This is a genomic window from Variovorax sp. R-27 (assembly GCF_049913215.1).
Lineage (GTDB): Bacteria > Pseudomonadota > Gammaproteobacteria > Burkholderiales > Burkholderiaceae_C > Variovorax.
Genome location: NZ_CP183984.1, coordinates 757,417 through 783,231, shown reverse-complemented (window position 1 = coordinate 783,231; position 25,815 = coordinate 757,417). Strand labels below are relative to the sequence as shown.

Here is a 25,815-nt window from a genome sequence, read left to right as displayed (position 1 = left end):
AAACTCGTACGGCAAGGGATCGATGCCTCCGGAAAACGCCGGAGGCCCTTGCCGGAGATCGCCTTGGTTTCTCTTTCTGCACGCCCACGCGCGGCCTGTGTCCGCCTGTCCGACATCGCTTTCACGCTGCTTGCCATCCTTGCGATCGGTGCGCTGGTCCCCGCCTGCGGAGGCGACAGGGGCAGCAGCAATAGCCACAGCAGCAGTGCCCCGACCCGTCCGGCGGCGTCCGCGAAAGCGCCCGACGACGCACCCCGCGACTGCACCGTCACCCTGGAGGGCGACTCGATCCTCTATGGCGCCTACAACAACAACCAGCGCTTCGACGAGCCGCCCGCGGCGATGCTCAAGCGCATGCGGCCGGCCTACACGGTGCTCGACAACAGCGTGGCGGGGTCGACGGCCGCCCAGCGCGCGCCCGCCTTCTCCAGCACGCCGCTGACCACGCATTTCGTGGTGCTGCAACACGGCATCAACGACGGGCAGTTCGGCCAGCCCTACGAGCCGGCGCTGCGCCGCATGGTGGCGCACGTGCAGGCCCAGGGGCGCACGCCGCTCGTCACCGGCCTCAGCCGCCAGACGCACCCGGCCCCGGGCAGGGACGCGGCCGACACCATCGCCCGGCGCGTGGCCGGCGAGACCGGCGCGCTGTTTGCCGACTGGGGTGCCGTGTCCTTCAAGCCCGCCGAGATGGCGGACGTGCTGCACCCAGCCCCTGCCTACAGCGAGCGGCTGGTCGGGCGCATCGTGGCCCTGCTCGACCAGGCCGCGCCTGAGTGCAGGTACTGACACCCGCAACTTTTTTCGATACGCCATTACGGGTTTTGGCGGCTCCGTTCGGCAAGGAAGTGCATTCACCTGAGACCGAAAGAGGAGCCGCCTCGCCATGCTTCAGAGCACTTTCCGCACGTCACCGTCATCGCCCGAATCGTCCCCGTTGCCCCGCCAGGAGGTTGCCCGATGAGCGCAAGCAGCCTTTGCGTCGTCGCGACCGCCTTCTTCGCGCTCGGCGCCGTCTGGTTCACGGGCAAGGCGCTCGGTGTGCGCGCCGCGGGCACGCCGCCGGCCCACATCGGCGCCCGGCCGGAGCCTGTCGCCACGCGCGAGCGCATCGACCTGCGACAGCCGTTGCGCGCGCTCGCCGTCACCCACGGGGCAACGCTGACGCAACGCGGCATCCGGCTCGACCTGCGCCTGCCGGAAGACCCGCTGCCGGTGGCCGTGATCGCGGGCGACCTGCCCCAGCTCATGGCGCACATCGCCGACGCGGCGGCCGCCACCTTGCCGCAGGGCACGACGCTGCATGTGCTGGCGCGCGCCGAAGGGCACCAGGCGGTGATCAGCTGGCGCGAGGCCACTATCGACAGCGACAGCGACACCGACGCACCCCGCCTCTCGCACGCCTTCGAAACCAGCGCCAGCCGCGCGGCCACGCCCCGCATCCATGCCTGCCGGGCCATCGTGGCGCGGCACGGCGCGCGCATCTATACCGCGCCCTCTCCTCTTGGCGACGGCTGTCTCACGCTGCGGTTTCCGCTGTACGACGACCGCGCGGTGCGTGCCCCGAAGGGGCTGCTGTGATGGCCACCCCCTGGCTCTTCGTGCCGCCACCCACCCGCGCACGAACACGAGCGCGAGCCACCGTCGGCACCCCAGGCTCCCTGCGCTCCTGGCTGGCCAGCGCGGGCTGCGTCGGTGCGGCGGCGGGCGGCCTTGCGCTGTCGATCGGCCTCGGGCGCTGCGAGGCTGGCAGCACCAGCGCCGCCAGCCTGTCCACGCTCGCGCCGATCATGCAGACCCGGGGCCATCCCCCGGCGGGATGCAGCCGCGGCAGTAAAGCTTTCACAAATGCCAACCCAGTGAGATAGATTCATGCCTGCAACGCTCGCTGCGTTCCCGAACGACTTCTCTTTCCCTTCCATGCCGGACCGTCCTCCCACGCGCAGTGTGGAAACCCTCTACGGCGACCACCACGGCTGGCTGCTCGGATGGCTGCGCCGCAAGCTCGGCCACGCGGGCGACGCCGCCGACCTCGCGCAGGACACCTTCGTGCGCGTGCTGGGCCGTCCGGGCGATGTCGAAGAGGTGCGCGAGCCGCGTGCCTGGCTCACCACCATCGCGCACGGCCTCGTGGTCGACCACGTGCGCCGCCGCACGCTGGAGCGCGCCTGCATGGAAGCCATCGCGGCCCTGCCGGAGCCTCAGGCGCCCTCGCCCGAGACGCAACTGCTGCTGGTCGAGGCGCTGGTGCGCATCGACACCATGCTCGACGGCCTCCCGCCCAAGGCGCGCAGCGCCTTCCTGCTCTCGCGGCTCGACGGCCTCGGCTATGCCGAGATCGCGCAGCGCCTGAACGTGAGCCTGAGCTCGGTCGAGAAATACATGGCAACTGCCATCCGCCACTGCCTGGCGCTGCGATGAAACCTGCATTCCCCTCTTCTTCTCCTTCGTCCGGCGACGGCGGCAACGCCTCCGACCTGCTCGAACAGGCCATCGCCTGGGTCGTGCGGCTGGGCTCCGGCAGCGCGGACGAAACAACGCACAGCGCCTGCGACGCATGGCGCGCCGCGCACCCCGCGCACGAACAGGCCTGGCAGCAGGTGCAGGCCGTGGAAGACGCCTTCCGCCAGGTGCCGCGCATCGGCGGCAGTATGAGCGGCGGTATGAGCAGCGACATGGGCGACGCAGGCGGCGCGCTGGCCCACGGCGCGTTGCAGGCCGCGGCCCTGATGCGCGCGCAACAGCAGCGGCAGCAGCAAAGCCGGCGCCGCGCACTCGGCGTGCTGGGCCTGGCTGTCACCGGCGGCGTCGTCGGCCTGTTCGTCTGGCGCGAAACGCCCTGGGAGCAACGCACGAACTACGCCACCGCCGTGGGCGAGCGCCAGCGCGTGACGCTGGCCGACGGCACCGAGCTGAACATCAACACCGGCTCCGAGGTGCAGGTGATCTTCTCGCCGCGCCAGCGGCGCATCGTGCTGAGCCGCGGCGAGCTTTTCGTGCGCACCGGCGCCGACAGCGGCGCGCTGCTGGGCCACCGCGCCTTCTGGGTCGAGACGCCGCATGCACGCTTCGAGGCACTCGGCACGCGCTTCGGCGTGCGCGAGCAGGACGACCAGACGCGGCTGTCGCTCACCGAAGGCCGCGTGGCCATCCATACCGAAGGCGCGCCGCCAGTGGTCGCACAGGCCGGCGACGGCTACATCGTGCGCGGCGGCGCGGCACAGCCGCAGCGCATCGTCGACCGCAGCTTCGAGCCCGACGCATGGACCGACGGCGCGCTGGTGGCCCGGCAGATGCGCCTGGACGCCTTTGTCGCCGAACTGGCGCGCTACCACGGCACTCCGCTGCTGTGCGATGCGGACGTGGCCTCGCTGCGCGTGTCGGGCGTGTTCCAGCTCAACGGCCCCGACCCGGTCGGCCGCGCGCTCGAAGCGCTGGTTCGCACACTGCCTGTACGGCTCGAACATGGCACAGGAGGCACATTGACTGTTGCGCGACGTTGAGACGGCTTAATCCGGACCGCCCTCCCGGGTTCTGGCGGTTCCGGCCGGCAAGGCCCACCCTGCTTCCCGCGCTGCTGCTGGGCGTCGCGGCGGGCTGGGCTGCGCCCGCAGGATCCGCACGTGCACAGGCGGAGGCCTCCGCACGCGCCGGTTTCGATGTTCCGGCCGGCGCGCTCGAAGACGCGCTCAGCACCTTCGCGCGCCAGGCCGGCATCACGCTGTCTTTCGATCCGGCGCTGGTACGCGGCAAGAACGCGGCCGCGCTGCAGGGCAGCCGCACGGTGCCCGAAGGCCTGGCCGAGCTGCTGTCGCCGCACCAGCTGGAAGCCGTGCCCGGCAGCAGCGGCGCCTATGCGGTGCGCCCGGCCGTGGCCACGGCGGCAGCGCCGGGCACCGGCAGCACGCTGCCCACGCTCACCGTCACCGCACAGGGCGAGCGCGCTGACGGCCAGGTGCAGGGCTACGTGGCGCAGCGCAGCGCCACCGCCACACGCACCGACACGTCGCTGCTCGAAACGCCGCGCGCCGTCACCGTCGTCACGCGCGCGCAGATGGACGACCAGGCCGTGCACACCGTCGAGCAGTCGCTGCGCTACTCCGCCGGCGTGCTCACCGAGGTCAGCGGCTACGACCCGCGCTTCGCGTCGCTCACGGTGCGCGGCTTCACGCCCGCCGAATACCTCGACGGCTTCAAGCTCCCCACCACCAGCCTCGTCACGCGGTGGCTGGTCGAGCCGCAGGTGCTGGAGCGCGTCGAGCTGCTGAAAGGACCGGGCGCGGTCTACGACCCGTCGGCGCCGGGCGGGGCCATCAACATGGTGTCGAAGCGCCCTTCGGCGGAGGCGGTGCGCGAGGTGAGCCTCTCGGTGGGCAACCGCAACCGCTACCAGGGCAGCTTCGACCTTGGCGGCGCGATGAACGCCGACGGCAGCCTGCTCTTCAGGCTCAACGGCGTGCTGCGCAACAGCAACGGCCAGACCGACTTCTCGCGCGACGACCGCAACTTCATTGCCCCGTCGCTGACGTGGACGCCATCGCCGCGCACCAAGGTCACGCTGATGGCCGAGGCCACGCGCGACCGCATGACGCCCAAGAGTATCTGGCCCGAAGGCGCCCTCATCTCGCCCAACCCCAACGGCAGCATTCCGCGCGAGCGCTTCATCGGCGAGCCCGGCTTCGACCGCTACAACCGCGATGCGTTCTCGCTCACCTACCTGCTGGAGCACCAGCTGAACGACAACTGGACGCTGCGGCAGAACGCGCGCCACGCGACGCTCGACATCGACTACCGGCAGATCTACGGCACCGGCTTCGAGAGCGACCTGCGCACACTCGACCGCTCGGTGGTGCGGATGAAGGACAGGAGCCGCACCACCACGCTCGACACCCAGATCGAGGGGCGCTTTCGCACCGGGCCGGTGGAGCACACGCTGCTGATGGGGCTGGAGTACCAGCGCCAGAGCAGCACCACGCAGACCAGCGTCGATCCGGCCTCCTCCATCGATGCCTTCGCACCGGTCTATGGCGCGCCCGTGCCCGAGCCCGCGTTCTCCGTTCAGTCGACCAACGGCATCACGCAGCGCGGGCTCCATGTGCAGGACCAAATGCGCGCGGGGCCGTGGTCCCTCGGGCTGGCCGTGCGGCAGGACCGGGCGCACAACAGCGCCAGCCCGGGGCCGCAGGCGGCGGCGTCGTCAATCGGCCTCGACACCAACACCAAGACCACCTACAACGCGGGCCTGCTCTACCTTGCGCCGAACGGCCTGGCGCCCTACTTCAGCTACTCGACCTCGTTCACCCCGCTGCTGGGCACCATCGCCGGCGGCGACCTCCTGAAGCCCGAGCTCGGCCGGCAGTTCGAGGTGGGCCTGAAGTACCGCCCGCCGAACGTGGACGCACTGTTCACCGTGTCGGTCTTCGACCTGAAAAAGAACAACTCGCCCACGTTCACCCCGTACGTGCTCAACCCGGTTTCGCAGATCGGCGAGGTGCGCACGCGCGGCCCGGAATTCGAGGCGCGTGCCTCGCTGACCCGCCAACTCAAGCTGGTGGCCAGCTACACCCTGCTCGACGCAAAGATCACCCGCAGCCTGAACCCCGAAGAACTGGGCAAGCAGCCGCTCAACACAGCGCGCCAGACCGCCGCACTGTGGCTCGACTACCGCTTCGGTAGCCCCGAGCTGCAGGGCTGGAGCGTGGGCGGCGGCGTGCGCCGCGTCGGCAAGGTGCCGGCCAGCGTGGACAACAGCAGCTACAACCCGGCCTACACGCTGGTCGATGCGGCCATCCGCTACGAACGCGGCCCCTACAGCTTTGCGCTGAACGCCACCAACCTCTTCGACAAGAGCTACGTCGCGGGCTACGGCCAGTACTTCGGCCAGGGGCGCACGGTGCAGGCGAAGCTCACCTACCGCTGGTAGCCATGACGACAGCGGCTCGTCAGCGCAGCGTCGCGTGCGGATGCAGCGGATGCGCCAGCGTGTCCGCAATCAACCGCAGCGCCTGATCGCACTGCTCGCGCGACATCGGCCCGCCCAGGCAGATGCGCACCGCATCGGGCGGATCGCCATCGGTGGAAAAGGCCGCGCTCGCCACCACGCCCACGTTCTGCGTGCGAAGGTACGACGCGAACTCCACCGGGCTCCACCCCGGCGTGAGCGGCAGCCACGCATGAAAGCCCTCGGGGTGCGCCTGCAGCCCGCTGTCGCCCAGGTAGCGCGTGGCCAGCACCTGTCGCGCCACCGACTCCGCGCGCACCGCCTGCAGCATCTCTTCGGCCGTGCCGTCTTCCACCCACAGCGTGGTCAGCGCATTGGTGATCGGCGAGGCCATCACCGTGGTGGCGCGCATCGCGCCCGCCAGCCGCTGCGACTGCACCACAGTCGGCGAGCACACGTACGCGCTGCGCAGCCCCGCGCCGAAGCATTTGGAGAAACCGCTCACGTAGTACGTGAGCCCCGGCGCCAGCGTGGCCAGCGACGCGGGCGTCTGGCGCGGCAGCATGCCGTAGGCGTCGTCCTCGATGATCGGCACCGCATAGCGCAGCGCCACGTCGGCCAGCGCCTCGCGCCGCGCGCGCGACACGGTGGCCGCCGTCGGGTTCAGCAGCGTGGGGTTGCAGTACAGCGCCTTGGGCTTGAGCGTCTTGCAGGCGTGCTCGAAGGCATCGGCGATGGGACCGTCGTCGTCCATCTGCAGCGCATGCAGCTGCACGCCGAGCTGCGCGGCGATGGCCTTCACGCCCGGGTAGGTGAGCGTTTCCACGCAGATCAGCTCGCCCGGCCGCGCCAGCTGCGAGAACAGCGCGGTCAGCACGCCGTGGATGCCGGGGCACACCAGGATGCGGTCGACGCTCGCGTCGGGCACGAAGGGCCGCAGCCAATGCATGGCGGCGGCGCGGTCGTGCGCGGTGCCGCCGAAGTCCTGGTAGCGCAGCAGGTCGTGGAAATCGACCTGCGCGAAGGCGCGGCTGGCGCTGTCGTGCAGCCGCGCCATCAGGTGCTCGTCGTCGGGCTCGGGCGGCATGTTCATCGTCATCTCGGCGCCGCTGCCGCCGCGCAGCCGCAGGCTCGGGCTGCCCGAGCGGATGAAGGTGCCGGTGCCGGCGCGCGAGTCGATCAGCCCGCGCTTGCGCGCCTCGGCGTAGCCGCGCGCCACCGTCGTGTAGTTCAGCTCCAGGTCGGCGGCCAGCTCGCGCAGCGTGGGCAGGCGGTCGCGCACGCCGAGCCGGCCGGTCTTGATGTCGTCGGCGATCAGGTCGGCCAGCAGCAGGTAGGCCGGCCGGGCGGTGTTGCGCAGCTGCTTGCGCCAGTGGGCGGTGATCGTGGTCATCGGTGATGGTTCGGCGAAGTTGATTGCATCCATTGATTGCATCTGGCCACCGATCAACATGCAGGATCCGCGCCCGCGCCAGAGGGGATGAATGCTTCGATCAGGTGCGATCAACCCCATTGATCGGGTGCATTGATCGCATGGCATGTGCGTCGTCGCGGTGCAGAACAGGCCACGCGGGCCCACCCCGAGGCGGCGTTTTCGGGTGCCGGAAAAAATTTTGCGCGCACGCAGCCCGCACTGCTGCACGTTGATCGCGCATTGATCGCATGAACCCGGCAAACCGCTGGCACATCGCCTGCGAAGGAAAAGGCACGCAACACCTGCGTACCCATCACCCAACCGGAGTACCTCATGCCCAAAGTCACCCGCCCCCGCAACGAAAAAGGCGAGTTCCTCGTCGACTACGAAGAGAAGGTGTTCGAAGACGTCAAGGCCGAACCCGGCCAGAAGGCGCTCGTCACCTTCCACACCGTGGCCTTCGAGGGTTCGATCGGCTTCGTGAACCTGCTGCAGGCCACGCGGCTGCGTCGCAAGGGCTTCGAGACTTCCGTCCTGCTGTACGGCCCCGGCGTGACGCTGGGCGTGCAGCGCGGCTTTCCCACGCTGGGCGACGAAGCCTTTCCGGGCCACCAGAACTTCAACAAGCAGCTCGCCAAGTTCATGGAAGAGGGCGGCAAGGTGTATGCCTGCCGCTTCGCGCTTCAGGCGCTGTACGGCCATGGCGAAGGCGCGCTGATCGAGGGCATCACGCCGATCAACCCGCTCGACGTGCTCGACCTCGTGCTGCTGCACAAGAAGGCGAACGCCGTGGTCATCGACACCTGGACGCTGTAAGGCAGCACGAGCGATGGCTTCCACCTCCCGCATCGTGCGCGCAGCGGCGATCCAGATCGCGCCCGACTTCGAGCGGCCCGACGGCACGCTCGACCGGGTGTGCAGCGCCATCGACGAGGCCGCATCGAAGGGCGCGCAGATCGCGGTCTTCCCCGAGACCTTCGTGCCCTACTACCCCTACTTCAGCTTCGTGCTGCCGCCGGTGCTGCAGGGCGCGCCGCACCTGCAGCTGGTGGAGCGCGCGGTGGTCGTGCCCGGCCCCGTCACGCAGGCGGTGGCCGAGCGGGCCCGTGCGCGCGGCATGGTGGTGGTGCTCGGCGTGAACGAGCGCGACCACGGCAGCCTCTACAACACGCAGCTGGTGTTCGACGCCGACGGCACTCTGGTGCTCAAGCGCCGCAAGATCACGCCCACTTATCACGAGCGCATGGTCTGGGGCATGGGCGACGGCGCCGGCCTCAAGGTGGTCGACACGGCCGTGGGCCGCGTCGGCGCACTGGCCTGCTGGGAGCACTACAACCCGCTCGCACGCTACGCGCTGATGGCGCAGCACGAGCAGATCCACTGCGCGCAGTTTCCCGGCTCGCTGGTCGGCCCGATCTTCGCGGAGCAGATGGAAGTGACCATCCGCCACCACGCGCTGGAGTCAGGCTGCTTCGTGGTCAACGCCACCGGCTGGCTCACCGACGAGCAGATCCGCAGCGTGACGCCCGACGCCAACCTGCAGAAGGCGCTGCGCGGCGGCTGCCACACGGCCATCGTCTCGCCCGAGGGCAAGCACCTCGCACCGCCGCTCACCGAGGGCGAAGGCATGGTGGTTGCCGACCTCGACATGGCGCTGATCGCCAAGCGCAAGCGAATGATGGATTCGGTCGGCCACTACGCGCGGCCCGAGCTGCTGTCGCTCGCCATCAACGACCGGCCGGCGCAGACCACCGTGCCCATGCACCTCACGCAACCTTTCGCCCAACGGAGCCCCGACCATGACGACAACACCCACGACGATGCAGCCCCAGGACAGCCGGCAGCTGATGACCGAGCTCCAGTCCTTCGGGTTGCGGCTGGTTGACCCTTCGGCCGGCGTCTCGAGCCGCCGCGGCGGCGCGGGCCCTTCGGACCACAAGGCCGTGACGGTCGACGGCCACACGATCATGGTGCCGGTCCACACCTCCACCGCCTGGCACTCGCCCTTCACCGCCGAGGCGCCCGACGCCACCGGCATGAGCCGCGTGATGCGCGGCAGCATTCCCATTGCGAGCATCAGCTTTCCGAAGCAGCCGCGCTTCTACGCGATGCAGACCTTCGACGGCGTGCCCTACTCGCACATCGCCACGCTGCACGGCAGCGACGTGCTCGCCACCACCGTGCTGCAGACCTGCATCCGCTACGAAAGCCGCAAGAAAAGCTGCAAGTTCTGCGCGATCGGCCAGTCGCTCGCGGCCGGTCGCACCGTCGCGCGCAAGACGCCCGAGCAGCTTGCCGAGGTGGCGCGCGCCGCCGTGCTGCTCGACAGCGTGAAGCACATGGTGATGACCACCGGCACGCCCAACGCCACCGACCGCGGCGCGGCCGTGCTGTGCGAGAGCGCCTTCGCCATCAAGGCCGCGGTCGACATTCCCATCCAGGGCCAGTGCGAGCCGCCTGACGACGACCAGTGGTTCCACCGCATGAAGGCCGCGGGCATCGACACGCTGGGCATGCACCTCGAAGTGGTCACGCCCGAGGTGCGCGAACGCATCATGCCGGGCAAGGCCAGCGTGCCCGTCTCACGCTACATGAGCGCCTTCGAAGCGGCCGTGGGCGTGTTCGGGCGCGGGCAGGTCAGCACCTACATCCTGGCCGGGCTGGGCGACACGCGAGAAGCGATCCTCGACACCTGCGACCAGCTGCTGGCGCGCGGCGTGTACCCCTTCGTCGTGCCCTTCGTGCCGATCAGCGGCACGCCGCTCGAAGACCACCCCGCACCCTCGCCCGAGTTCATGAAGTCGCTGCTCGCGCCGCTGGGCGAACGCGTGGTAGCGGCGGGCCTGCGCTCGGCCGACATCAAGGCCGGATGCGGCAAATGCGGCGCGTGCTCGTCGCTCTCCGTCTACGAAAGCTGAACATGCTGTGCATCGACGACCTCTGCGAGATGCGCGAACGGATGGGCGACCACTACGCGCCCGTCGAATACCTGGTGCGCGAAGCCGCCCAGCAGTGGGAGCGCGACGAGGCCATGGCGCTGCGCCGCGCGGTGTTCTGCATCGAGCAGGGCATCTTCGTGCGCGACGACCGCGATGCCATCGACGACCATGCGCGCTTGCTGGTGGCCATGTCGTGCAACGGCGGCATGCCCGAGCAGGTGGTGGGCACTGTGCGAATCCATCGCGGTGAAGCCGAAGGCGAATGGTGGGGCTCGCGGCTGGCCGTGCACCCCGCGTTCCGCAGCCAGGGGCACCTGGGTGCGACGTTGATACGGCTGGCGGTGTCGCGCGCCAACGCGCTGGGTTGCGAGACCTTTCTCGCGCAGGTGCAGATGCAGAACGTGCCGCTGTTCAACAAGCTCGGCTGGACGGTGCTCGAAGAAACGAGCTTGCACGGCCGCCCGCATGCGCGCATGCAGGCCGACCTGGGCCGCTATCCGCCCTGCCACGACCCCGTGAGCGGCTTCGTCACGCGCGCGAAGGTGCTGGCATGACGACGAACGTCCACAAGATTGCAGAAGCCTTGCGCGCCACGCGCGGCTTCGCCCACAAGCGCGACATCAGCGACGTGGTGTCGGCGCTGGGCCGCTCGCTGCCCGGCGGCCATGCCGCGCTCGCGCAGGCCGTGCCCATCGGCGACGACTGCGCGGCCATCCCCGACGGCCATGGCGGCTACCTGCTGTTCGCCATCGAAGGGCTGGTGGAAGACTTCATCGTGCGCATGCCGTGGTTCGCGGGCTACTGCGGCGTGATGGTCAACGTGAGCGACATCTACGCCATGGGCGGACGCCCCACCGCTGTAGTCGATGCGCTTTGGAGCAGCGGCATGAGCCCCGCCGACGACGTGCTGCGCGGCATGGCCGAGGCCGCCGTGCGCTACGGCGTGCCCATCGTGGGCGGACACAGCAACAACCGCAGCGAGCGGCCGCAGTTGGCAGTCGCCATCCTCGGCCACGCGCGCCGGCTGCTGACCAGCTTCGACGCGAAGCCGGGCGACCTGCTCGTGATGACCGCCGACCTGCGCGGCGCCTATGAAGAGCCCTTTCCGTACTGGAACGCCTCGACCCGCGCGCCCGCCGCGCGGCTGCGTGCAGACCTGGAGCTGCTGCCGGCCATCGCCGAAGACGGCCTGTGCGGCGCCGCCAAGGACATCAGCATGGCCGGCGCGGTGGGCACGGCCATGATGCTGCTCGAGTGCTCTGGCGTTGGCGCACGCATCGATCTCGACGCGCTGCCAAGGCCCGATGGCGTGCCGCTGTTGCGCTGGCTGTCGACGTTTCCGAGCTACGGCTTCGTGCTCAGCGTGGCACCCGCGCAGGTGGCCTCGGTGATGGCGCGCTTTGCCGCGCGCGACATCGCCTGCGGTGTGATCGGCGAGGTCGATGCCACCCGGCAGGTACGACTGCGCGCCGAAGGCGAGGAAGCGCTGCTGTGGGACTTCGGCAGCGACGCCTTCATCCAGCCACCTCTCGCCCTGCTGGAGCCCTCCGCATGCCTGTGATGCACTTCCGCGTGCGCTGGCCCGATGCCAGCGAAACCCGCTGCTACTCGCCTTCCAGCGTGGTGCGCGACTACCTTGCGCCCGGCGAGCGCTACGCCCTGGCCGACTTCATGCGGCGCACGCGCGAGGCATTGGGCATGGCCTCGGAGCGGGTTCGCGCGAAGTACGGCTTCGCCTGCTCGCAGGCCATGGACCAGCTCGCCGAGATCGAACACATCGCCGCGCGCTTCAGCGAAACCGCAGAGGCCCAGGTCACCGTCGTCGCCTTCGACTGACTGTCCCCACATCCAGAGAGAGAAAGAAACCCATGTCACACCCTTACGGCGGACGCAGCCACTACAGCGTCGTCATCGTCGGCGGCGGCCAGGCCGGCCTGTCGCTGAGCCATTGCCTGCAGCAGCGCGGCATCGACCACCTCGTGATCGAGAAGCGCAGCCTCGTGCACACCTGGCGCACGCAGCGCTGGGATTCGTTCTGCCTCGTCACGCCCAACTGGCAGTGCCAGCTGCCGGGCTGGGGCTACATCGGCAGCGATCCGCACGGCTTCATGGTCAAGGACCAGATCAACGAATGGCTCGCAGGCTTCGTCGAGCATGTGAAGGCGCCGGCCATCGAAGGCGTGACTGTCGAACGCGTATCGCGTGACGGCGAACGCGAGCGCTTCCGCGTACAGACCGACGCCGGCCTCTACACCGCCGACCAGGTGGTGGTGGCCTCCGGCGGCTACCACCGCCCCATCGTGCCGCGCCTGGCCGAAAAGCTGCCTGCAAGCGTGGCGCAGTTCCACTCGGCGCAGTACCGCAACCCGGCGCAGCTGCCCGAGGGCGCGGTGCTGGTGGTGGGCTGCGGCCAGTCGGGCGCGCAGATCGCCGAAGACCTGCACCTGGCCGGCCGCAAGGTGCACCTGGCCACCGGCAACGCCCCGCGCTGCGCGCGCTTCTACCGGGGCCGCGAGGTGGTCGACTGGCTTGCCGACATGAAGTACTACGACATGCCCGTCACCGAGCATCCGCTGCGCGAAGGCGTGCGCGACAACACCAACCACTACGTGACCGGCCGCGACGGCGGGCGCGACATCGACCTGCGGCGCTTTGCGCTCGAAGGCATGGAGCTGTATGGCCTGCTGAGCGGCTTCGACAACAGCGCCTTCGAGCTGCAGCCCAACCTGCGCGACAACCTCGACCAGGCCGACGGCACCTACAACCGCATCAACGCATCGATCGACAAGCACATCGCCGCGCAGGGCATCGAAGCGCCGCCGCCTTCGGTCTACACGCCGGTGTGGGAGCCGCAGGAAGAACGCACGCGGCTCGATCTTGCGGCGGCGGGCATCACCAGCGTGGTCTGGTGCATCGGCTTCTCGCCCGATTTCGCATGGGTCGACGCGCCGGTGTTCAACGGGCGCGGCGCACCGGTGCACCTGCGCGGCGTGACGAACGAGCCGGGGCTTTACTTTCTCGGGCTGCCCTGGCTCCACACCTGGGGTTCAGGGCGCTTCTCGGGCGTGGCGCGCGATGCGGAATTCCTGTCGGAAGCCATTGCGCAGAGAAAAGAGGGATTGCGCGGCAGTACCGGTACCCCGGCGCCCGAATTGCGCGCAGCCTAGGCCTGCTGCGCCTCGGTCAGCGCCTGCGCAGCCACCACCGCCTCTGTGCGGTTGCGCACATTGAGCGCGCGAAAGATGGCTGCCAGGTGGATCTTCACGGTGCCTTCGCTGATGCCCAGGCTGCGCCCGATCAGCTTGTTGGGCTTGCCCTGCGACAGCAGCTGCAACACCTCGACCTGGCGCTCGGTGAGCACGTTGCGCAGGTGCTCCAGCGTCTGGGTGCCGCCATTGCCGCCGCCTGCGCCGCGCGTCAGCGACTCGGCAGCCGCCTGCGGCGCCACGCCGGCCACGATGCCCGGCGGCAGCGCCGTCAGCATCATCGGCGGCACGTACACACCGCCGGCCAGCACCAGCCGCACGGCCGAGAGCATGACCTCGGGTGAGTAAGCCTTGGGTATGAAGCCCAGCACGCCGCGCTCGAGCGCGCTGCGCATGATGGCCGGGTCTTCGTAGCCCGACAGCACGATCACCGGCACGGCCGGATGGCGGCGGCGGATTTCGTCGATGTGGGCCTGGCCGTCGGCGCCTGGCATGTTGAGGTCGATCAGGGCCAGGTCGAGGTCGTCGGTGGCTCCGGCAAGCAATTCGTCGACGCTCATCGTCAGAACGAATTCGATGCCAGGCTCCAGCTCCGACAACTTGGCTTTGACCGCCTCGATGACGAGCCGGTGGTCGTCGGCGATCAGGATTTTCATGATGTCTTTCCCCGTGTCCCAGCGTGCAGTGCACTTGCAGACGCTGAAGATACCGGCGAATGCTCCGCACAGCAAGGCCGGCCGTCCCACCAACGGCATAGACCCCAAGCGATATGGCGCCCGCCGCGCCCCCTTTGGAAGAATGAACGCCTACTCGAAGGAACCGGGGACATGGGCATGTGCCATCGCAGCAGACTCTGGCGCCGGGCATCCTTCGCAACGCATGGCTGAGCGGGCCCGCCCATGGCCCGCCTTCTAGACTGCTTCTCCAGCTTCATCTCGTTCGGCCTCGCACTGGACGCATCGATCGCGGCCGGCTCGCCCGTGCTGGCGCACGATGCTGCACAGCGGCAGGCCCGCCAGCGGCTCGATGCGGCCCGCGCCGCCGCCGAGGCCTCGGGCACGCCCGCGGGGCAGATCGAATCGGCGGCTTTCGCAATGGTGGCCTGGATCGACGAAATCCTCGCGCGCCACCCCGAGGCCACCTCGGCGGCAAGCACGGCGGCCCCGCTGCAGGTGCAGCTCTTCAACTCCAACAACGCGCACAGCGAGTTCTTCCACCACCTGTCGGCCCTGGGCGCGCGGGACGACGCGGTGCGCGAGGTGTACTGGCATGCGCTGGCGCTCGGCTTCAAGGGCCAGTACTACTTCGAGGACGGCGACCAGGGCGAGCTGGGCAAGCTGAAAGACCTGCACGGCAGCCAGCTGCTGCTGCGCCCGCTGTCGACCGGCAGCCTGGTGCAGGACCACATCACGCCGCAACCCTACGAGGTGCCCGACCCGCGCGGCCCCAACGACACGCGCCGGCGCGACCGCACGCTGCTGCTGAGCAGCGCCGCGCTGGCGCTGGCGCTGCCCCTGCTCTACCTGCTGTGGCTGTGGTCCACCGGTCCGCCCGCGGCCGCCACCGGCCTGAGCCAGCGCGTCGAGCAGCACCTGCAGACTTTCGCCTGCGCCGACCTCACGGCCACCGTCGACCGGGACGGCCGCACGCAAGTGACCGGCTTCGTCTCGCTGCCGGGCGACCTGCCACGCGTGGAGCACGAAGTGAGCGCGCTGCCCGGCGTGAAGGCGCCGCGCTTCGACATCGGCCTGCGCGTGTGGCCGCACTGCGAGGTGTTCGCCATCCTCAAGCCCTACCAGATGCGCAACAACGAGAAGGTCTACGGGCTGGACGTGACCGCGCTCTCGGCCCGCGAAGGCCAGCTGCGCGAGGGCGACAACGTGCGCGTGCAAGTGGTCGCGCCGCGCCACGACAGCTACATCTGGGTCGACTACTACACGGTCGACGGCTCGGTCATGCACCTCAATGCCGGGCAGGTGCCCACGCGGCTGCACGCCGGCGAAACGCTGGAGCTGGGCCGCGACATTCCGTCGAGCTGGCTGGTGAGCCCGCCCTTCGGCAACGTGCTGGTCACCGTGCTGTCGTCACCGACGCCATTCAGCGAAACCTCCGACCGTCCGCCCTACGAGCTGGCCTCCGCCTACCTGCTGCGGCTGCGCGAAGCGCTTGCGGCCGGCAAGAGCAGCGAGCGGCTGATCGCCGACTTCGTCTTCCTCGAGACCGTTTCCCGATGAATGCCCTGCTCTCGCCCACCCATCGCTTCTGGCTGCTGCTGGCGCTGTGCCTGCTCGGCTTCGGCCTGCTGTACGCGGTGGTGCGCGATGCGGGCCGAGGTGCGCGCAGGCGTGGGCTGCAGAAGCGCATCGCGGCGCTCGGCGCGCCATCCACCGGCGCCGACGAGGCTGCCATCGACGCACTGAGAGACGACATGGCGCAGGCGCAGCAGGCCCTGCGCCGCTCGTCACGGCTGAAGGCCCTGGTGCCCGCGCCGTGGTTCCTGTGCTTCGGCGACGCTGCGGCCAACCTGGCCGGCCTGTTCGCCACGGCACACGCCGACCGCGTGCCCCCGCCCGAACCTGCGAGCGGAGGTGGCGGCGAACCCTTCGGCGCAACGTGGTGGCACTGGTGGCTGACAGGCGCGACGGTGGCCATAGAGATCCATCCGGGCGCGCTCGGCGACACGGCCGGTACGCCGCCGCTGCGCGGCCTGTGGCTGCAGTCGCTGCTCGCGCTGGCCGAGCGGCGCGACCGGCTGCCGCTCAACGGCCTGGTGGTGGGCGTGGCGGCGGGCGAGTTGCTGCATGCCGATGCCACGGAGCTGAAGTCGCTGGCCGCACGGGCGCGCCGCCTGCTCGACGAAACCAGCGACACCCTGCGCCTGCAACTGCCCACCTACCTCGTCGTGACCGGGCTCGAACAACTCACGGGCTATGCGGCCCTGCGCGGCGCGCTGCCGCCCGAAGTGCTGGCGCAGGTGCTGGGGCATCGCCTGACCGACGCCTCGCCCTTCATCGAGACACCGGCCGGCGAGCGGCTGGATACCGTGTTCGAGCCCATCGCGAAGCACCTGCACGCGCTGCGCATGGCGCTGCTGCGCGAGCAGCCCGGCGCCGCGGGCCGGCTCGCCATTCACGAATTCGTGGAGGCAGTGCGCGCGCTGCAGCCCGGCCTGCGCCAGTTCGCGCAGGTGCTGTTCGAGAACCACGGCAAGACCTCGCGCACGCCGCGCTGGCGCGGGCTCTACCTCACGGCAGCCGCATCGGACTCAACCGGCGGGGCCTTCGTGAACGATCTGTTCGAGCACTTCCTGCCTGCCGACCAACCGCTGGTGCGGCCAGGGCGGCCGTCATGAGCCGCCCCCGGGGCAAGGTGAGGCGACTACTTCGCGTCGATACGGATCGCGCGTGCGCCGAAGTTCACGTCGAGCGCCTGCGCCTTGCCCGTGGTGACCGGGCGCACTTCGCGCCAGCGCGCTCGGTCGAGGTCGCGGAACGCCGCCATCACGCCGATGGACTTCGCGTCGGGCGGCAGGTTGAAGTCGAGCTTCTTCGTCTCGCCGGGCCGCAGCAGCACTTCTTCGCGCTGCACGAGTTCAGCGCCGAGCGTGGCCTGGTCTTTCTCGAACAGCGAGAAAAAGTCGGCACCCTCGAACGGGCCGGGCGACTTCAATGCATACACGCGCACGGTGAGCGGCGAGGCCCGTCCACGCGCATCGGGGTTGGCGTCGGCGCCGGCCGTGAGGGTCACGGCCACCGTGGTGACCACCGGTTTGCTCGCGCAGCCCGCGATGAAAAGACCCGCTGCCGCAAGGCCAAGAGCTGCGATGCGGCGCCGCGTTGCCGCGCCAAGGAGGCCTTCATAGGACGAATGGTGTGTACCCAGCGTGCGCATGCTATTCCCTTCGTTGCATTGACCGGTCAAGACGCATCTTTGATTATCACCAGCGAACTCCAACAGGCAACATGCTGACCAACGAACTCGCAGCCACACTGCTCGCGCCCATCGGCGAGGCCTCGCCGTGCGGCGACGATCTCGAGTACGACGCGGACTTCATGACGCTGGTCTCGGCCGCGCAGGGCAAGCCCGAGCAGCAGTTCGGCGACACCGTGATCCCCGCGGTCGAACCCGAGTGGCGCGAAGTGGGCGAACGGGCCGACGGCATCCTGCGCCGCAGCAAGGACGTGCGCGCCGCGGTGCTGCTGCTGCGCGCATCCACCCGCATGCAGGGCGTGGAAGGCTTCGCCGCCGGGCTGGGCCTGCTCAACGGATTGCTCGACACCTTCTGGGAAGGCATACATCCAAAGCTGGATGCGGACGACGACAACGATCCGACGATGCGCCTGAACGCGCTCGCGCCGCTGACCGACGAGAGCATGGGCCTGCGCGACCTGTACGAGGCGCAGATCGGCATCGCGCGCGGCGTGGGCCCGATCCGCGTGCGCGACATTGCCATTGCCCACAACACGCTCACCGCCGTCGGCGGCGAGGCCACGTACTCCGCAGCACAGGTGCATGGCGGGCTCGAAGCCATCCAGGCCGAGCGGCCCGAGGCGATCCAGGCCGCCCTCGGCGTGCCCGCGCTGGTGGAGCAGCTGAAGAAACTCGTCGCCGATCACACCGGCCGCGCCGATGCCGTCGACCTCGAACCGCTTCGCACCATCGCCCGCGTGCTGCAGAAGGCCTGCGCCGCCGCCAGCGGCGCGCCGGCCGATGCCGCTTCGGATGCCTCCGGCGACACGGCCGCCGATGCACAGGCGAACGGCAGCGCGGCCTCCCGCCCCGCCGGCGCACGCGGCGAGATCCAGAACCGGCAGGACGCGGTGCAGATGCTCGACCGCGTGATCCGCTACCTCGAGCAGGCCGAGCCGGGCAACCCCGCGCCGCTTCTGATCGAGCGCGCCAAGAAGCTCATCGGCGTGAGCTTTCTCGAAATCATGGCCAACCTCGCGCCGAACGCGATGGACACCATCGAAACGGTCACGGGCCGCCGCCCGTCCGAGTAAGCCAGCACCACCCCACACCCGCCCCCATTCACACCCGCAAGGAGCATCTCCATGGCCAAGAGCAGTCAGAAATTCATCGCCCGCAACCGGGCGCCCCGGGTCCAGATCGAATACGACGTGGAGCTCTACGGGGCAGAGAAAAAGGTGCAGCTGCCCTTCGTGATGGGCGTGCTGGCAGACCTCTCTGGCAAGCCGGCAGACCCGCTCGCGCCGGTGGCCGATCGCAAGTTCCTGGAGATCGACGTCGACAACTTCGACTCGCGCATGAAGGCCATGAAGCCGCGCGCGGCCTTCGCGGTGGAGAACTCGCTCACCGGCGAGGGCGACCTGAAGGTGGAGCTCACCTTCGAGAACATGGAAGACTTTTCGCCAGCCGCCGTGGCGCGCAAGGTGGGTGCGCTGAACAAGCTGCTCGAAGCACGCACGCAGCTGTCGAACCTCGTCACCTACATGGACGGCAAGGGCGGCGCCGAAGACCTGCTGGCCAAGGTGCTCGAAGACCCGGCCCTGCTGCAGACGCTGGCCGCGAGCAAGAAGCCCGAAGACGCCGGCGGCACACCCGCCGCCTGACGACGACACCCATCCGACCGCCACACAGGATCACGAGGAGTAAACCACCATGGCCACCGAAGCACTCGAACAGAGCGCGCTGAAAGATGTCGCGTACGCGGGCAGCGACTTTTCGTCGCTGCTGCAAAAGGAATTCAAGCCGCGCAGCGACGAAGCCAAGAGCGCCGTCGAAGCCGCGGTGCTCACGCTGGCGCAGCAGGCGCTGGCCAACAGCACCGTCATCGGCAAGGACGTGACCAAGTCGATCCAGGCCATGATCGCCGCGATCGACGCCAAGCTCACCGACCAGGTGAACAAGATCATCCATCACCCCGAGTACCAGAAGCTCGAGAGTGCGTGGCGCGGCCTGCACTACATGGTGAACAACACCGAGACCGACGAGAACCTGAAGATCCGCGTGATGGACATCTCCAAGACGGATCTGGCCAAGAGCCTGAAGAAGTTCAAGGGCGCGGCCTGGGACCAGAGCCCGATGTTCAAGAAGATCTACGAGCAGGAGTACGGCCAGTTCGGCGGCGAGCCCTTCGGCGCGCTGGTGGGCGACTACCACTTCGACCAGAGCCCGCCCGACGTGGAACTGCTCGGCGAAATGGCCAAGATCGCCGCGTCGGCGCACGCACCGTTCATCACCGGCGCCAGCCCCAACCTGATGCAGATGGAGTCGTGGCAGGAGCTCGCCAACCCGCGCGACCTGACCAAGATCTTCCTCACGCCCGAGTACGCCGGCTGGCGCAGCCTGCGCGAGTCGGACGACTCCAAGTACCTCGGCATGTGCATGCCGCGCTTCCTGGCGCGCACGCCCTACGGTGCCAACACCAACCCGGTGGAAGAGTTCGATTTCGAGGAAGACACCGCTGGCGCCGACCACAGCAAGTACGCCTGGGCCAATGCGGCCTACGCGATGGCGACCAACATCAACCGTTCGTACAAGCTGTACGGTTGGGGTTCGCGCATCCGCGGCATCGAGTCGGGCGGCGCGGTGGAGAACCTGCCTCTGCACACCTTCCCGAGCGACGACGGCGGCGTGGACCAGAAGTGCCCGACAGAGATCGCCATCAGCGACCGGCGCGAGGCCGAACTGTCGAAGGCCGGCCTGCTGTCGATGATCCACCGCAAGAACTCCGACTTCGCGGCCTTCATCGGCGCCCAGTCGCTCAACAAGCCGGCCGAGTACGACGACCCGGACGCCACGGCCAACGCCAACCTGGCGGCGCGCCTGCCCTACCTCTTTGCCTGCAACCGCTTTGCGCACTACCTCAAGTGCATCGTGCGCGACAAGGTCGGCAGCTTCAAGGAGCGCGAGGACATGCAGCGCTGGCTGAACAAATGGATCATGAACTACGTGGACGGCGACCCGGCCAACTCGTCGGAAATCACCAAGTCGCAGAAGCCCCTGGCGGCCGCCGAAGTGGTCGTCGAGGAAGTGGAGGGCAACCCGGGCTACTACACGTCCAAGTTCTTCCTGCGCCCGCACTACCAGCTCGAAGGCCTCACGGTTTCTTTGCGCCTGGTGTCCAAGCTGCCGACGGCCAAGGGCGCCGGCTGAAAAAAATCTGGGGATTCTTCTTGAATTCCCGGTTCCGTTTCGTTCTATGAGTAGCTGCCGGGCATCGGAACTTACCTCCCACCGCCGGCAGCCATTTTTCTCGTTTCGATCATCAACCGCCCGAACGCAATCGGGTTCCAAGGAGTAGGAACATGTCATCTGACTTTCACATCAAGCTCGACGGCGTCAAGGGCGAGTCTTCCCACAAGGACCACAAGGACGAGATCGAGATTTCGTCGTGGTCCTGGAACGTGGCCAACTCGTCGGGCGCAGGCTCTGGCGGCGGCTCGGGCAAGGGCAAGGCCACGCCCGGTGAATTCCACTTCACGCACACCTACGACAAGGCCTCCCCGGTGCTGGCCAAGAACTGCGTGAGCGGCAAGCACTTCAAGGACATGGTCCTGACCTGCCGCAAGGCGGGCGAAGGCCAGCAGGAGTACCTGAAGGTCACGATGAAGGAAGTCTTCATCTCTGCCGTGAGCCCCGGCGGCGCGCAGGGCGGCGACGTGTACGAACAGGTGATGTGCTCGTTCAAGGACATCGAGTTCGCCTACAAGGCCCAGGACGACAAGGGCGCCGGCGGCGGCGAAGTCAAGTTCGGCTGGAACGTGGCGACCACCGAGACCCGCTGACGGGCGACGGACCGCCGGGCACGGCATCGGGCGCGCCAGTGCCCGGTGCGGTTTCCATGCGTCCTCACCGCACCGGAGCAATGCAATGGCATTCAGCACCCCAACCATCGGCAGCAGCGGCGCGCTGCTCACGACCTACAACACCGACTGGTCGGTCGGCCGGATCGGCTCCAACACACGTGAAGACGTGATGCTCGTGCAGGCGCTGTTCAAGATCTTCTACTACGAGCTGCTCGGCTTCAACCACGATCTGAACCCACCTCCCGGCCAGACAGAGGTGATCGTCGTGGACGGCTACTACGGGCAGATCACGCAGAAGCACATCACGCACTTCCAGACGCAGGTGATAGCGCTCGGATACAAGGTCCTGCCGGACGGCATCTTCGATCCGTTCCGGGAGCCCGGTGCGTCCAGCACGATCAGCAAGACACGCTACGCGCTCGACCTGCTCAACAACGCCTGTGCCAACTGCTGCAAGGAGCAGGGCATCGACAACTACACCAACCTGCCGAACCGGGAAGACATGCCCCTGTTGCTGCGCAGCGCGTTGAAGAAGGTCAAGAAGACGGCCAAGAAGTACAGCTGAGCGGCCCCAGCGACCGCCAGCCTGGCGCCCGTCCGATGGACGGGCGTTTTTCTTTTGGGGCTGGCTGCGCCGCCTTCGCTCGAGCGGAAGCGCTCAAGGGTTCGTCGTGTCAGTCGAGGCGGCGATTTCGGGCATGAGCCGCGTCGCGTCGTCCTCGTCGTCCTCGATCACCCACAGCGTGAGCGCCGTGTAGTTGTCGTAGCCCGGCTTGGCATTCGCCTTGACCTGCGCATCGATCAGCTCGGTCCACTGGCTGGGTGTGCGCGAGGCATGCAGCGTATCTATCAGGCACTCGTCGCCCAGCGGCTCCCACACGCCGTCGCTGCACAGCAGCAGCACGTCGCCGGGCAAGAGACGCATGCGGTCCGACACCGCGATGTCGGGCGCCTCCTCGACCGAGCCCAGCGCCGACAGCAGCATGTTGCGCTGCGGATGCAGCCGCGCGCCCTCTTCGTCGAGCATGCCGCCGGCCACCATCTGCTGCACCAGGCTGTGATCGGTGGTGCGCGCCACGATGGCGCCACCACGAAACAGGTAGGCCCGGCTGTCGCCGCTGTGCACCCACGCCAGAGCCTGGCTTTCGAGGTCGATGGCCGCGAACACGATGGTCGAGCGCATGCCCGCGAGCTTGCCGCCCTCGGCCTGGCGCGCCACCACGTCGAGGTTGGCCTGCTCCACCAGCCGGCGCAGCGTGGCCTCGTCGAGCCCTGGCGCGGCCGAGAAGCCGCCGAGCATGCTGCCGCGCGCAGTGGCCGCCGCCACGTCGCCCCCGCCGTGGCCGCCCGCGCCGTCGGCCACCAGGCAGGCGACATAGCGCTCGTCGTGCCAATGGCCGTGCACGTCCTCGTTGTAGGTGCGGCCTCCCTGCCGGGAGAGCGTGACGATTTCGATTTCCAAGCGGGGTGCCTCGCGGGTGCTGGGGTTGTTTTGATTCTTTTCAGGCGTCGGACTTCAGGCGTGCCATCTGCTCTTCGTAAGCCTCGAGGAAGGCCTTGCCGAAGAGGCTGTGGAAGTCGTCCTCCGCCTCGCTCGCGATGCCGCCATAGAGCGACACGAACTGGTCCCAGAGCTTGGCCTTGCGGTTGGCGCTGAAGAGCGCGTCGAGCGCCGACTTCGCGCTGATCTTCTTCTCCAGCTCCGCCGGCTCGAAGCGCCCGATGACATGGGCCAGCGCCGCGCGCATGCCCACCATCACGCCGAATTGATGCGCGCGCAGGTCGTTGAAGGCATCGCGCATCGCGGCCTCGGGCAGCATGAAGCCACGCACGCCGGGCCCCAGCAGATGGGCCAACGCCACCTCGACCGTGGGCGAGAACTTCAGCGGGTTGTTGGCCTGCGCCGCGATCATCGTGACCTCGGCGCGCACCTCGCGCTTGAACTCCTGGCGCGTGAGCAGCAGCTGCAGCGTGCCCTCGGTGGCGCTGCGCAGCATCGAGCCGATGCGCTCCATCAGGCCCGGCGTGAGCATCTCGGGTGGCTGGTGCGTGCTGGCCAGGCCGCGCAGGAAGGCGGCGAGCAGCTCGTCATCGGTGGCGATGCGCTCTGGCGGCGGCGTTGCCGCGGTGCGCCTGGCTGGTGGCGCAGGCGCGATGTCGATGGGCGGCGGCAGCGACTCGGCGGGCCTGCCGGAACTCTCGGGCCCGCTGATGCGTATCGGCTGGCCGGTGATGTCGTCGAACTGCACCAGCGGTTGCACGGGCACCGGCGCAGCCACCGGAGGCGGTGCAGGCGGCGGTGGTGGCGGCTCGATGGCCTTCGGCGGCGTGAAGCCGAACTGGTCGATCGGCAGATGGTCGGAGCGCGGCGTGGGCGTACGCGGCGCCGCGTGCTGCAGCGCGGCCAGCGGATCGGCTTCGGAAGCGGTATTGGGCTGCAGCAGCGGATCGGCCAGCGGCGACAGCGCAAGCGGATCGCCGCCGATGCCGCCGCCACTATTGCCCATGCCGCCGAACAGCTCGTCGATGCCCGCGGCCTTGCCGTGCGCGGGCGGCGCGCCGAGGTCGGAGAAATCGTCGAGCGCGCCAAGACCGGCCGCCGGCGTCGACGACGGCGTGGGCCCCAGCAGGTTCGCGAAAGGATCGATCTGCGCGGCTTGCACGTTGCGCGAGCCGCTTTCCATCGGGTCGGGGAACAGCAGCGAATCAGGCAGTGCCGTGGCAGGGGTTGGGGCGGGCGCTGCCGCTGGTGCGGCCGGCGGCGCGAGGCCCGCCAGCAGGTCGGCAAAGGGGTCGTCGCTCGAAGGTGCGGCTGGCGCGGCCATGGCAGCCCCTCCAAGCACCGTGTTCGGGATGGCCAGCGACGGCGGCGCGGCGGCCGTCACGCGCACCGTGAGCTCGAAGCTGCCCACCACCAGCCGCGCGCCATCGGTCAGCGCGGCCTCCTTGCCCGAGCCCAGCGACACGCCGTTGCACTGCATCGGGTTGCTGCCCCGATCGATGACGAAGTACTGACCGTCACGGCACAGCACCTGCGCATGCACGCGCGAGACGGTGCGGTCCGGGTCGTCCAGCACCAGCGTGTTGGTGTCGGCCCGGCCGATGGTTCCGCCATTGGGTCCGAAGTCCGCGGCAATGGCCTGCCCCGCCGGAGCGCCTTGCCGGGTGATGACAGCGATATGGATCATGAATCGGCCCCCGAAGGCTCTGTGCCTGAATGCGCCCGAACAAACTCGCAAGGAGTATTCATTCCGTGGGGCATGTTGGCAATCTCGCCTAAAGAGGTATGCCATCGCCAAGCCAGCGCTGCTGCCGCCATGCCGGCGCGCTGGTTGCGAACAGCGGTGCGCGCGCGTCGAGCAGCGCCAGATGCAGCGCCGCTGCCACGCGCTGACGCTGGAAGCCCTCACGCAGCACACCCGTACAGCTGTCGGGCGAGACCGGTTGCCCCATGAAGAGCCGCACACCAGGGGCAAAGCGTGCACCGTTCTGCTGCCACCACGCACGGATCTTGTCGATGTCGGGCCAAGGCAAGGCGATGTCCTCGGGCAGCTCGACGTTGTCGTCGTCGGGGTCGTCGGTCGGCCCATCCTCGAAGCCGTCGGGCGGCGGAACCTCCATCTGCGCGAGGTTGAAGTCCACGCCCGTGATGGTGACGAAGGCCTCGGCCGCGATACGCGCCGTGGCCGGCTGCGCCATCTGCTCGATGAGCCACGGCACATAGCGCGCGTCGCCGATGAAGCCCGAGCCGATGATGCGCAGGCGCTGCGCCTCGGGCAGCGCGGCGCTGTCGAGCAGCAGCGCGTGGCCCGGTGCCAGCTCCATCGCCTGCAACGCGAGCTGGAACGCGCGCGGCTGGCGCGGCCCGCTCTTCAGTGCAAAGGCCGCAAGCACGTCCAGCGCCTGCGCCCGGTCGCCGAGCAGCACCGCCGCCCACGCGGCCCAGAAGCGCAGCTCGGGCTTGGCCTCGCCGAACAGCGATTGGGCCTGCGGCAACAGGTCGGCACGGCCCAGCTCGCCGGCTGTACGCAGCGCGCGGATGCGCACGCTGTCTGGAGCGCCCGCAAGCAGCTGCCCGAGCAGCGGGCCCACGTCGCGCCGATGCAGCGCGCAGGCTGCCACGCCGAGCTTCTGTCGCAATGGCGAGGCGTCCTCGAGCAAGGCCTTGACGCGACCGCCAAGATACTTCGGCTCGACCCAGCCCAGCGCGGAGATCAGGCCGGGCACGACCTCGGGCAGGTCCTTGGCGCGCTCGACCAGATCATCGAAGCGGCCATCGACCGCCTCGATGGCGAGCACGGCGGCAACAAAGAAGTCTTCGGGGCCTTCGTTGTCGGTGATCGCCAGTGCATGCTGCCAGCCTTCTTCGCCGGCAACGCGCAGGCCGTCGATGTGGGCCGCGAGGCGTTCGTCGAGGTCGGCGAATTGCTGGGGCGAGTAGTTGGGGGCGTGGACTGCGCTGGCGCGCTGGAGCCAGAGGAAGGAGGCTTCGTCGGTGTGTTCGGCGACAACGGAAGACAGCGTGTCAGAGTCCATGGGGCGA

The 25,815-nt window shown here is 68.9% G+C and carries 25 protein-coding genes; 19 read left to right on the top strand and 6 right to left on the bottom strand.

What is annotated here, in order from left to right:
* Positions 1–63: 63 nt before the first annotated feature.
* The 5 genes from ACN9MV_RS03545 to ACN9MV_RS03525 all read left to right on the top strand — a co-directional run bounded on the left by ACN9MV_RS03545 (position 64) and on the right by ACN9MV_RS03525 (position 5,923).
* A complete protein-coding gene (locus ACN9MV_RS03545; RefSeq protein WP_426391326.1) occupies positions 64–789 on the top strand; it encodes a GDSL-type esterase/lipase family protein in 726 nt (241 codons plus the stop codon).
* Positions 790–960: 171 nt separating this feature from the next.
* A complete protein-coding gene (locus ACN9MV_RS03540) occupies positions 961–1,581 on the top strand; it encodes a hypothetical protein (protein ID WP_426391325.1) in 621 nt (206 codons plus the stop codon).
* Positions 1,582–1,920: 339 nt separating this feature from the next.
* Positions 1,921–2,421 (top strand): sigma-70 family RNA polymerase sigma factor, encoded by a 501-nt coding sequence (locus tag ACN9MV_RS03535; RefSeq protein WP_093058818.1) that lies wholly within the window; start codon positions 1,921–1,923, stop codon positions 2,419–2,421.
* Entirely contained in the window at positions 2,418–3,503 is a 1,086-nt protein-coding gene (locus tag ACN9MV_RS03530; protein ID WP_426391324.1) for a FecR family protein, read from the top strand. Before ACN9MV_RS03535 ends, ACN9MV_RS03530 begins: the two co-directional genes overlap by 4 nt.
* Positions 3,500–5,923: a TonB-dependent siderophore receptor gene (locus tag ACN9MV_RS03525; RefSeq protein ID WP_426391323.1), complete on the top strand. Its 2,424-nt coding sequence runs from the start codon at positions 3,500–3,502 to the stop codon at positions 5,921–5,923. Before ACN9MV_RS03530 ends, ACN9MV_RS03525 begins: the two co-directional genes overlap by 4 nt.
* Positions 5,924–5,942: 19 nt before the next feature.
* Here ACN9MV_RS03525 and ACN9MV_RS03520 read toward each other — a convergent pair whose 3' ends face one another.
* Positions 5,943–7,334: a PLP-dependent aminotransferase family protein gene (locus ACN9MV_RS03520; protein ID WP_093058776.1), complete on the bottom strand. Its 1,392-nt coding sequence runs from the start codon at positions 7,332–7,334 to the stop codon at positions 5,943–5,945.
* A 354-nt stretch (positions 7,335–7,688) separates the two neighbouring features.
* On the opposite strand from ACN9MV_RS03520, the gene ACN9MV_RS03515 reads away from it, so the two are divergent.
* From ACN9MV_RS03515 to ACN9MV_RS03485, 7 genes are read left to right on the top strand one after another with little or no spacing between them, the layout of a single operon-like run.
* On the top strand, positions 7,689–8,171 hold the full coding sequence (locus ACN9MV_RS03515) for an MSMEG_0572/Sll0783 family nitrogen starvation response protein (protein ID WP_093058775.1): 483 nt from the start codon (positions 7,689–7,691) through the stop codon (positions 8,169–8,171).
* Between the two features lie 13 nt (positions 8,172–8,184).
* Positions 8,185–9,240 carry a Nit6803 family nitrilase gene (locus ACN9MV_RS03510; protein ID WP_093077112.1) on the top strand — a complete coding sequence of 352 codons (1,056 nt, stop codon included), beginning with the start codon at positions 8,185–8,187 and terminating at the stop codon, positions 9,238–9,240.
* Positions 9,203–10,273 (top strand): MSMEG_0568 family radical SAM protein, encoded by a 1,071-nt coding sequence (locus tag ACN9MV_RS03505; RefSeq protein ID WP_093077186.1) that lies wholly within the window; start codon positions 9,203–9,205, stop codon positions 10,271–10,273. Before ACN9MV_RS03510 ends, ACN9MV_RS03505 begins: the two co-directional genes overlap by 38 nt.
* Before the next feature lie 2 nt (positions 10,274–10,275).
* Complete coding sequence (locus ACN9MV_RS03500) at positions 10,276–10,848, top strand: MSMEG_0567/Sll0786 family nitrogen starvation N-acetyltransferase (RefSeq protein ID WP_426391321.1); 573 nt, start codon at positions 10,276–10,278, stop codon at positions 10,846–10,848.
* Positions 10,845–11,855, top strand: a complete 1,011-nt coding sequence (locus ACN9MV_RS03495; protein WP_426391320.1) for a sll0787 family AIR synthase-like protein — start codon at positions 10,845–10,847, stop codon at positions 11,853–11,855. The genes ACN9MV_RS03500 and ACN9MV_RS03495 overlap by 4 nt, the downstream gene beginning before the upstream one ends.
* Entirely contained in the window at positions 11,846–12,130 is a 285-nt protein-coding gene (locus tag ACN9MV_RS03490) for an MSMEG_0570 family nitrogen starvation response protein (protein WP_093058771.1), read from the top strand. The genes ACN9MV_RS03495 and ACN9MV_RS03490 overlap by 10 nt, the downstream gene beginning before the upstream one ends.
* Before the next feature lie 32 nt (positions 12,131–12,162).
* Positions 12,163–13,461, top strand: a complete 1,299-nt coding sequence (locus tag ACN9MV_RS03485; RefSeq protein WP_426391319.1) for an MSMEG_0569 family flavin-dependent oxidoreductase — start codon at positions 12,163–12,165, stop codon at positions 13,459–13,461.
* On the opposite strand, the gene ACN9MV_RS03480 is transcribed toward ACN9MV_RS03485, so the two are convergent.
* The gene (locus tag ACN9MV_RS03480; protein WP_093058816.1) at positions 13,458–14,156 is read right to left on the bottom strand and encodes a response regulator transcription factor; all 699 of its coding nucleotides are present in this window, start codon (positions 14,154–14,156) and stop codon (positions 13,458–13,460) included. The genes ACN9MV_RS03485 and ACN9MV_RS03480 overlap by 4 nt on opposite strands.
* A 243-nt stretch (positions 14,157–14,399) precedes the next feature.
* On the opposite strand from ACN9MV_RS03480, the gene ACN9MV_RS03475 reads away from it, so the two are divergent.
* A complete protein-coding gene (locus ACN9MV_RS03475) occupies positions 14,400–15,734 on the top strand; it encodes a DotU family type IV/VI secretion system protein (protein WP_426391318.1) in 1,335 nt (444 codons plus the stop codon).
* A complete protein-coding gene (locus ACN9MV_RS03470; protein WP_426391317.1) occupies positions 15,731–16,852 on the top strand; it encodes a type VI secretion system protein in 1,122 nt (373 codons plus the stop codon). Before ACN9MV_RS03475 ends, ACN9MV_RS03470 begins: the two co-directional genes overlap by 4 nt.
* Positions 16,853–16,878: 26 nt before the next feature.
* On the opposite strand, the gene tssJ is transcribed toward ACN9MV_RS03470, so the two are convergent.
* Positions 16,879–17,391 (bottom strand): type VI secretion system lipoprotein TssJ, encoded by a 513-nt coding sequence (gene tssJ, locus ACN9MV_RS03465; protein WP_097200372.1) that lies wholly within the window; start codon positions 17,389–17,391, stop codon positions 16,879–16,881.
* Positions 17,392–17,462: 71 nt separating this feature from the next.
* Here tssJ and tssA point away from each other — a divergent pair, with 71 nt between their 5' ends.
* The 5 genes from tssA to ACN9MV_RS03440 all read left to right on the top strand — a co-directional run bounded on the left by tssA (position 17,463) and on the right by ACN9MV_RS03440 (position 21,837).
* Entirely contained in the window at positions 17,463–18,503 is a 1,041-nt protein-coding gene (gene tssA, locus ACN9MV_RS03460) for a type VI secretion system protein TssA (RefSeq protein ID WP_426391316.1), read from the top strand.
* 51 nt (positions 18,504–18,554) lie between these two features.
* Positions 18,555–19,073: a type VI secretion system contractile sheath small subunit gene (gene tssB / locus ACN9MV_RS03455; protein WP_093058765.1), complete on the top strand. Its 519-nt coding sequence runs from the start codon at positions 18,555–18,557 to the stop codon at positions 19,071–19,073.
* Between the two features lie 49 nt (positions 19,074–19,122).
* Positions 19,123–20,619: a type VI secretion system contractile sheath large subunit gene (gene tssC / locus ACN9MV_RS03450; RefSeq protein ID WP_093058764.1), complete on the top strand. Its 1,497-nt coding sequence runs from the start codon at positions 19,123–19,125 to the stop codon at positions 20,617–20,619.
* A gap of 152 nt (positions 20,620–20,771) precedes the next feature.
* Complete coding sequence (locus ACN9MV_RS03445; protein WP_093058763.1) at positions 20,772–21,251, top strand: Hcp family type VI secretion system effector; 480 nt, start codon at positions 20,772–20,774, stop codon at positions 21,249–21,251.
* Between the two features lie 85 nt (positions 21,252–21,336).
* Positions 21,337–21,837: a peptidoglycan-binding domain-containing protein gene (locus ACN9MV_RS03440; RefSeq protein WP_093077099.1), complete on the top strand. Its 501-nt coding sequence runs from the start codon at positions 21,337–21,339 to the stop codon at positions 21,835–21,837.
* A gap of 93 nt (positions 21,838–21,930) precedes the next feature.
* On the opposite strand, the gene ACN9MV_RS03435 is transcribed toward ACN9MV_RS03440, so the two are convergent.
* The 3 genes from ACN9MV_RS03435 to ACN9MV_RS03425 all read right to left on the bottom strand — a co-directional run bounded on the left by ACN9MV_RS03435 (position 21,931) and on the right by ACN9MV_RS03425 (position 25,808).
* Complete coding sequence (locus tag ACN9MV_RS03435) at positions 21,931–22,734, bottom strand: PP2C family protein-serine/threonine phosphatase (RefSeq protein WP_093077098.1); 804 nt, start codon at positions 22,732–22,734, stop codon at positions 21,931–21,933.
* A 40-nt stretch (positions 22,735–22,774) separates the two neighbouring features.
* Positions 22,775–24,460, bottom strand: a complete 1,686-nt coding sequence (gene tagH, locus ACN9MV_RS03430) for a type VI secretion system-associated FHA domain protein TagH (RefSeq protein ID WP_426391314.1) — start codon at positions 24,458–24,460, stop codon at positions 22,775–22,777.
* Between the two features lie 88 nt (positions 24,461–24,548).
* Positions 24,549–25,808, bottom strand: a complete 1,260-nt coding sequence (locus ACN9MV_RS03425; protein WP_426391313.1) for a TIGR02270 family protein — start codon at positions 25,806–25,808, stop codon at positions 24,549–24,551.
* Positions 25,809–25,815 lie beyond the last annotated feature (7 nt).

What these genes read in the sequence shown, in the direction of transcription:
- ACN9MV_RS03540 (WP_426391325.1), top strand. Translation starts at nt 961, where the DNA reads ATGAGCGCAAGCAGCCTTTGCGTCGTCGCGACCGCCTTCTTCGCGCTC.
- ACN9MV_RS03535 (WP_093058818.1), top strand. Translation starts at nt 1,921, where the DNA reads ATGCCGGACCGTCCTCCCACGCGCAGTGTGGAAACCCTCTACGGCGAC.
- ACN9MV_RS03530 (WP_426391324.1), top strand. Translation starts at nt 2,418, where the DNA reads ATGAAACCTGCATTCCCCTCTTCTTCTCCTTCGTCCGGCGACGGCGGC.
- ACN9MV_RS03520 (WP_093058776.1), bottom strand. Translation starts at nt 7,334, where the DNA reads ATGACCACGATCACCGCCCACTGGCGCAAGCAGCTGCGCAACACCGCC.
- ACN9MV_RS03515 (WP_093058775.1), top strand. Translation starts at nt 7,689, where the DNA reads ATGCCCAAAGTCACCCGCCCCCGCAACGAAAAAGGCGAGTTCCTCGTC.
- ACN9MV_RS03510 (WP_093077112.1), top strand. Translation starts at nt 8,185, where the DNA reads ATGGCTTCCACCTCCCGCATCGTGCGCGCAGCGGCGATCCAGATCGCG.
- ACN9MV_RS03505 (WP_093077186.1), top strand. Translation starts at nt 9,203, where the DNA reads ATGACCGAGCTCCAGTCCTTCGGGTTGCGGCTGGTTGACCCTTCGGCC.
- ACN9MV_RS03500 (WP_426391321.1), top strand. Translation starts at nt 10,276, where the DNA reads ATGCTGTGCATCGACGACCTCTGCGAGATGCGCGAACGGATGGGCGAC.
- ACN9MV_RS03495 (WP_426391320.1), top strand. Translation starts at nt 10,845, where the DNA reads ATGACGACGAACGTCCACAAGATTGCAGAAGCCTTGCGCGCCACGCGC.
- ACN9MV_RS03490 (WP_093058771.1), top strand. Translation starts at nt 11,846, where the DNA reads ATGCCTGTGATGCACTTCCGCGTGCGCTGGCCCGATGCCAGCGAAACC.
- ACN9MV_RS03485 (WP_426391319.1), top strand. Translation starts at nt 12,163, where the DNA reads ATGTCACACCCTTACGGCGGACGCAGCCACTACAGCGTCGTCATCGTC.
- ACN9MV_RS03480 (WP_093058816.1), bottom strand. Translation starts at nt 14,156, where the DNA reads ATGAAAATCCTGATCGCCGACGACCACCGGCTCGTCATCGAGGCGGTC.
- ACN9MV_RS03475 (WP_426391318.1), top strand. Translation starts at nt 14,400, where the DNA reads ATGGCCCGCCTTCTAGACTGCTTCTCCAGCTTCATCTCGTTCGGCCTC.
- ACN9MV_RS03470 (WP_426391317.1), top strand. Translation starts at nt 15,731, where the DNA reads ATGAATGCCCTGCTCTCGCCCACCCATCGCTTCTGGCTGCTGCTGGCG.
- tssJ (WP_097200372.1), bottom strand. Translation starts at nt 17,391, where the DNA reads ATGCGCACGCTGGGTACACACCATTCGTCCTATGAAGGCCTCCTTGGC.
- tssA (WP_426391316.1), top strand. Translation starts at nt 17,463, where the DNA reads ATGCTGACCAACGAACTCGCAGCCACACTGCTCGCGCCCATCGGCGAG.
- tssB (WP_093058765.1), top strand. Translation starts at nt 18,555, where the DNA reads ATGGCCAAGAGCAGTCAGAAATTCATCGCCCGCAACCGGGCGCCCCGG.
- tssC (WP_093058764.1), top strand. Translation starts at nt 19,123, where the DNA reads ATGGCCACCGAAGCACTCGAACAGAGCGCGCTGAAAGATGTCGCGTAC.
- ACN9MV_RS03445 (WP_093058763.1), top strand. Translation starts at nt 20,772, where the DNA reads ATGTCATCTGACTTTCACATCAAGCTCGACGGCGTCAAGGGCGAGTCT.
- ACN9MV_RS03440 (WP_093077099.1), top strand. Translation starts at nt 21,337, where the DNA reads ATGGCATTCAGCACCCCAACCATCGGCAGCAGCGGCGCGCTGCTCACG.
- tagH (WP_426391314.1), bottom strand. Translation starts at nt 24,460, where the DNA reads ATGATCCATATCGCTGTCATCACCCGGCAAGGCGCTCCGGCGGGGCAG.
- ACN9MV_RS03425 (WP_426391313.1), bottom strand. Translation starts at nt 25,808, where the DNA reads ATGGACTCTGACACGCTGTCTTCCGTTGTCGCCGAACACACCGACGAA.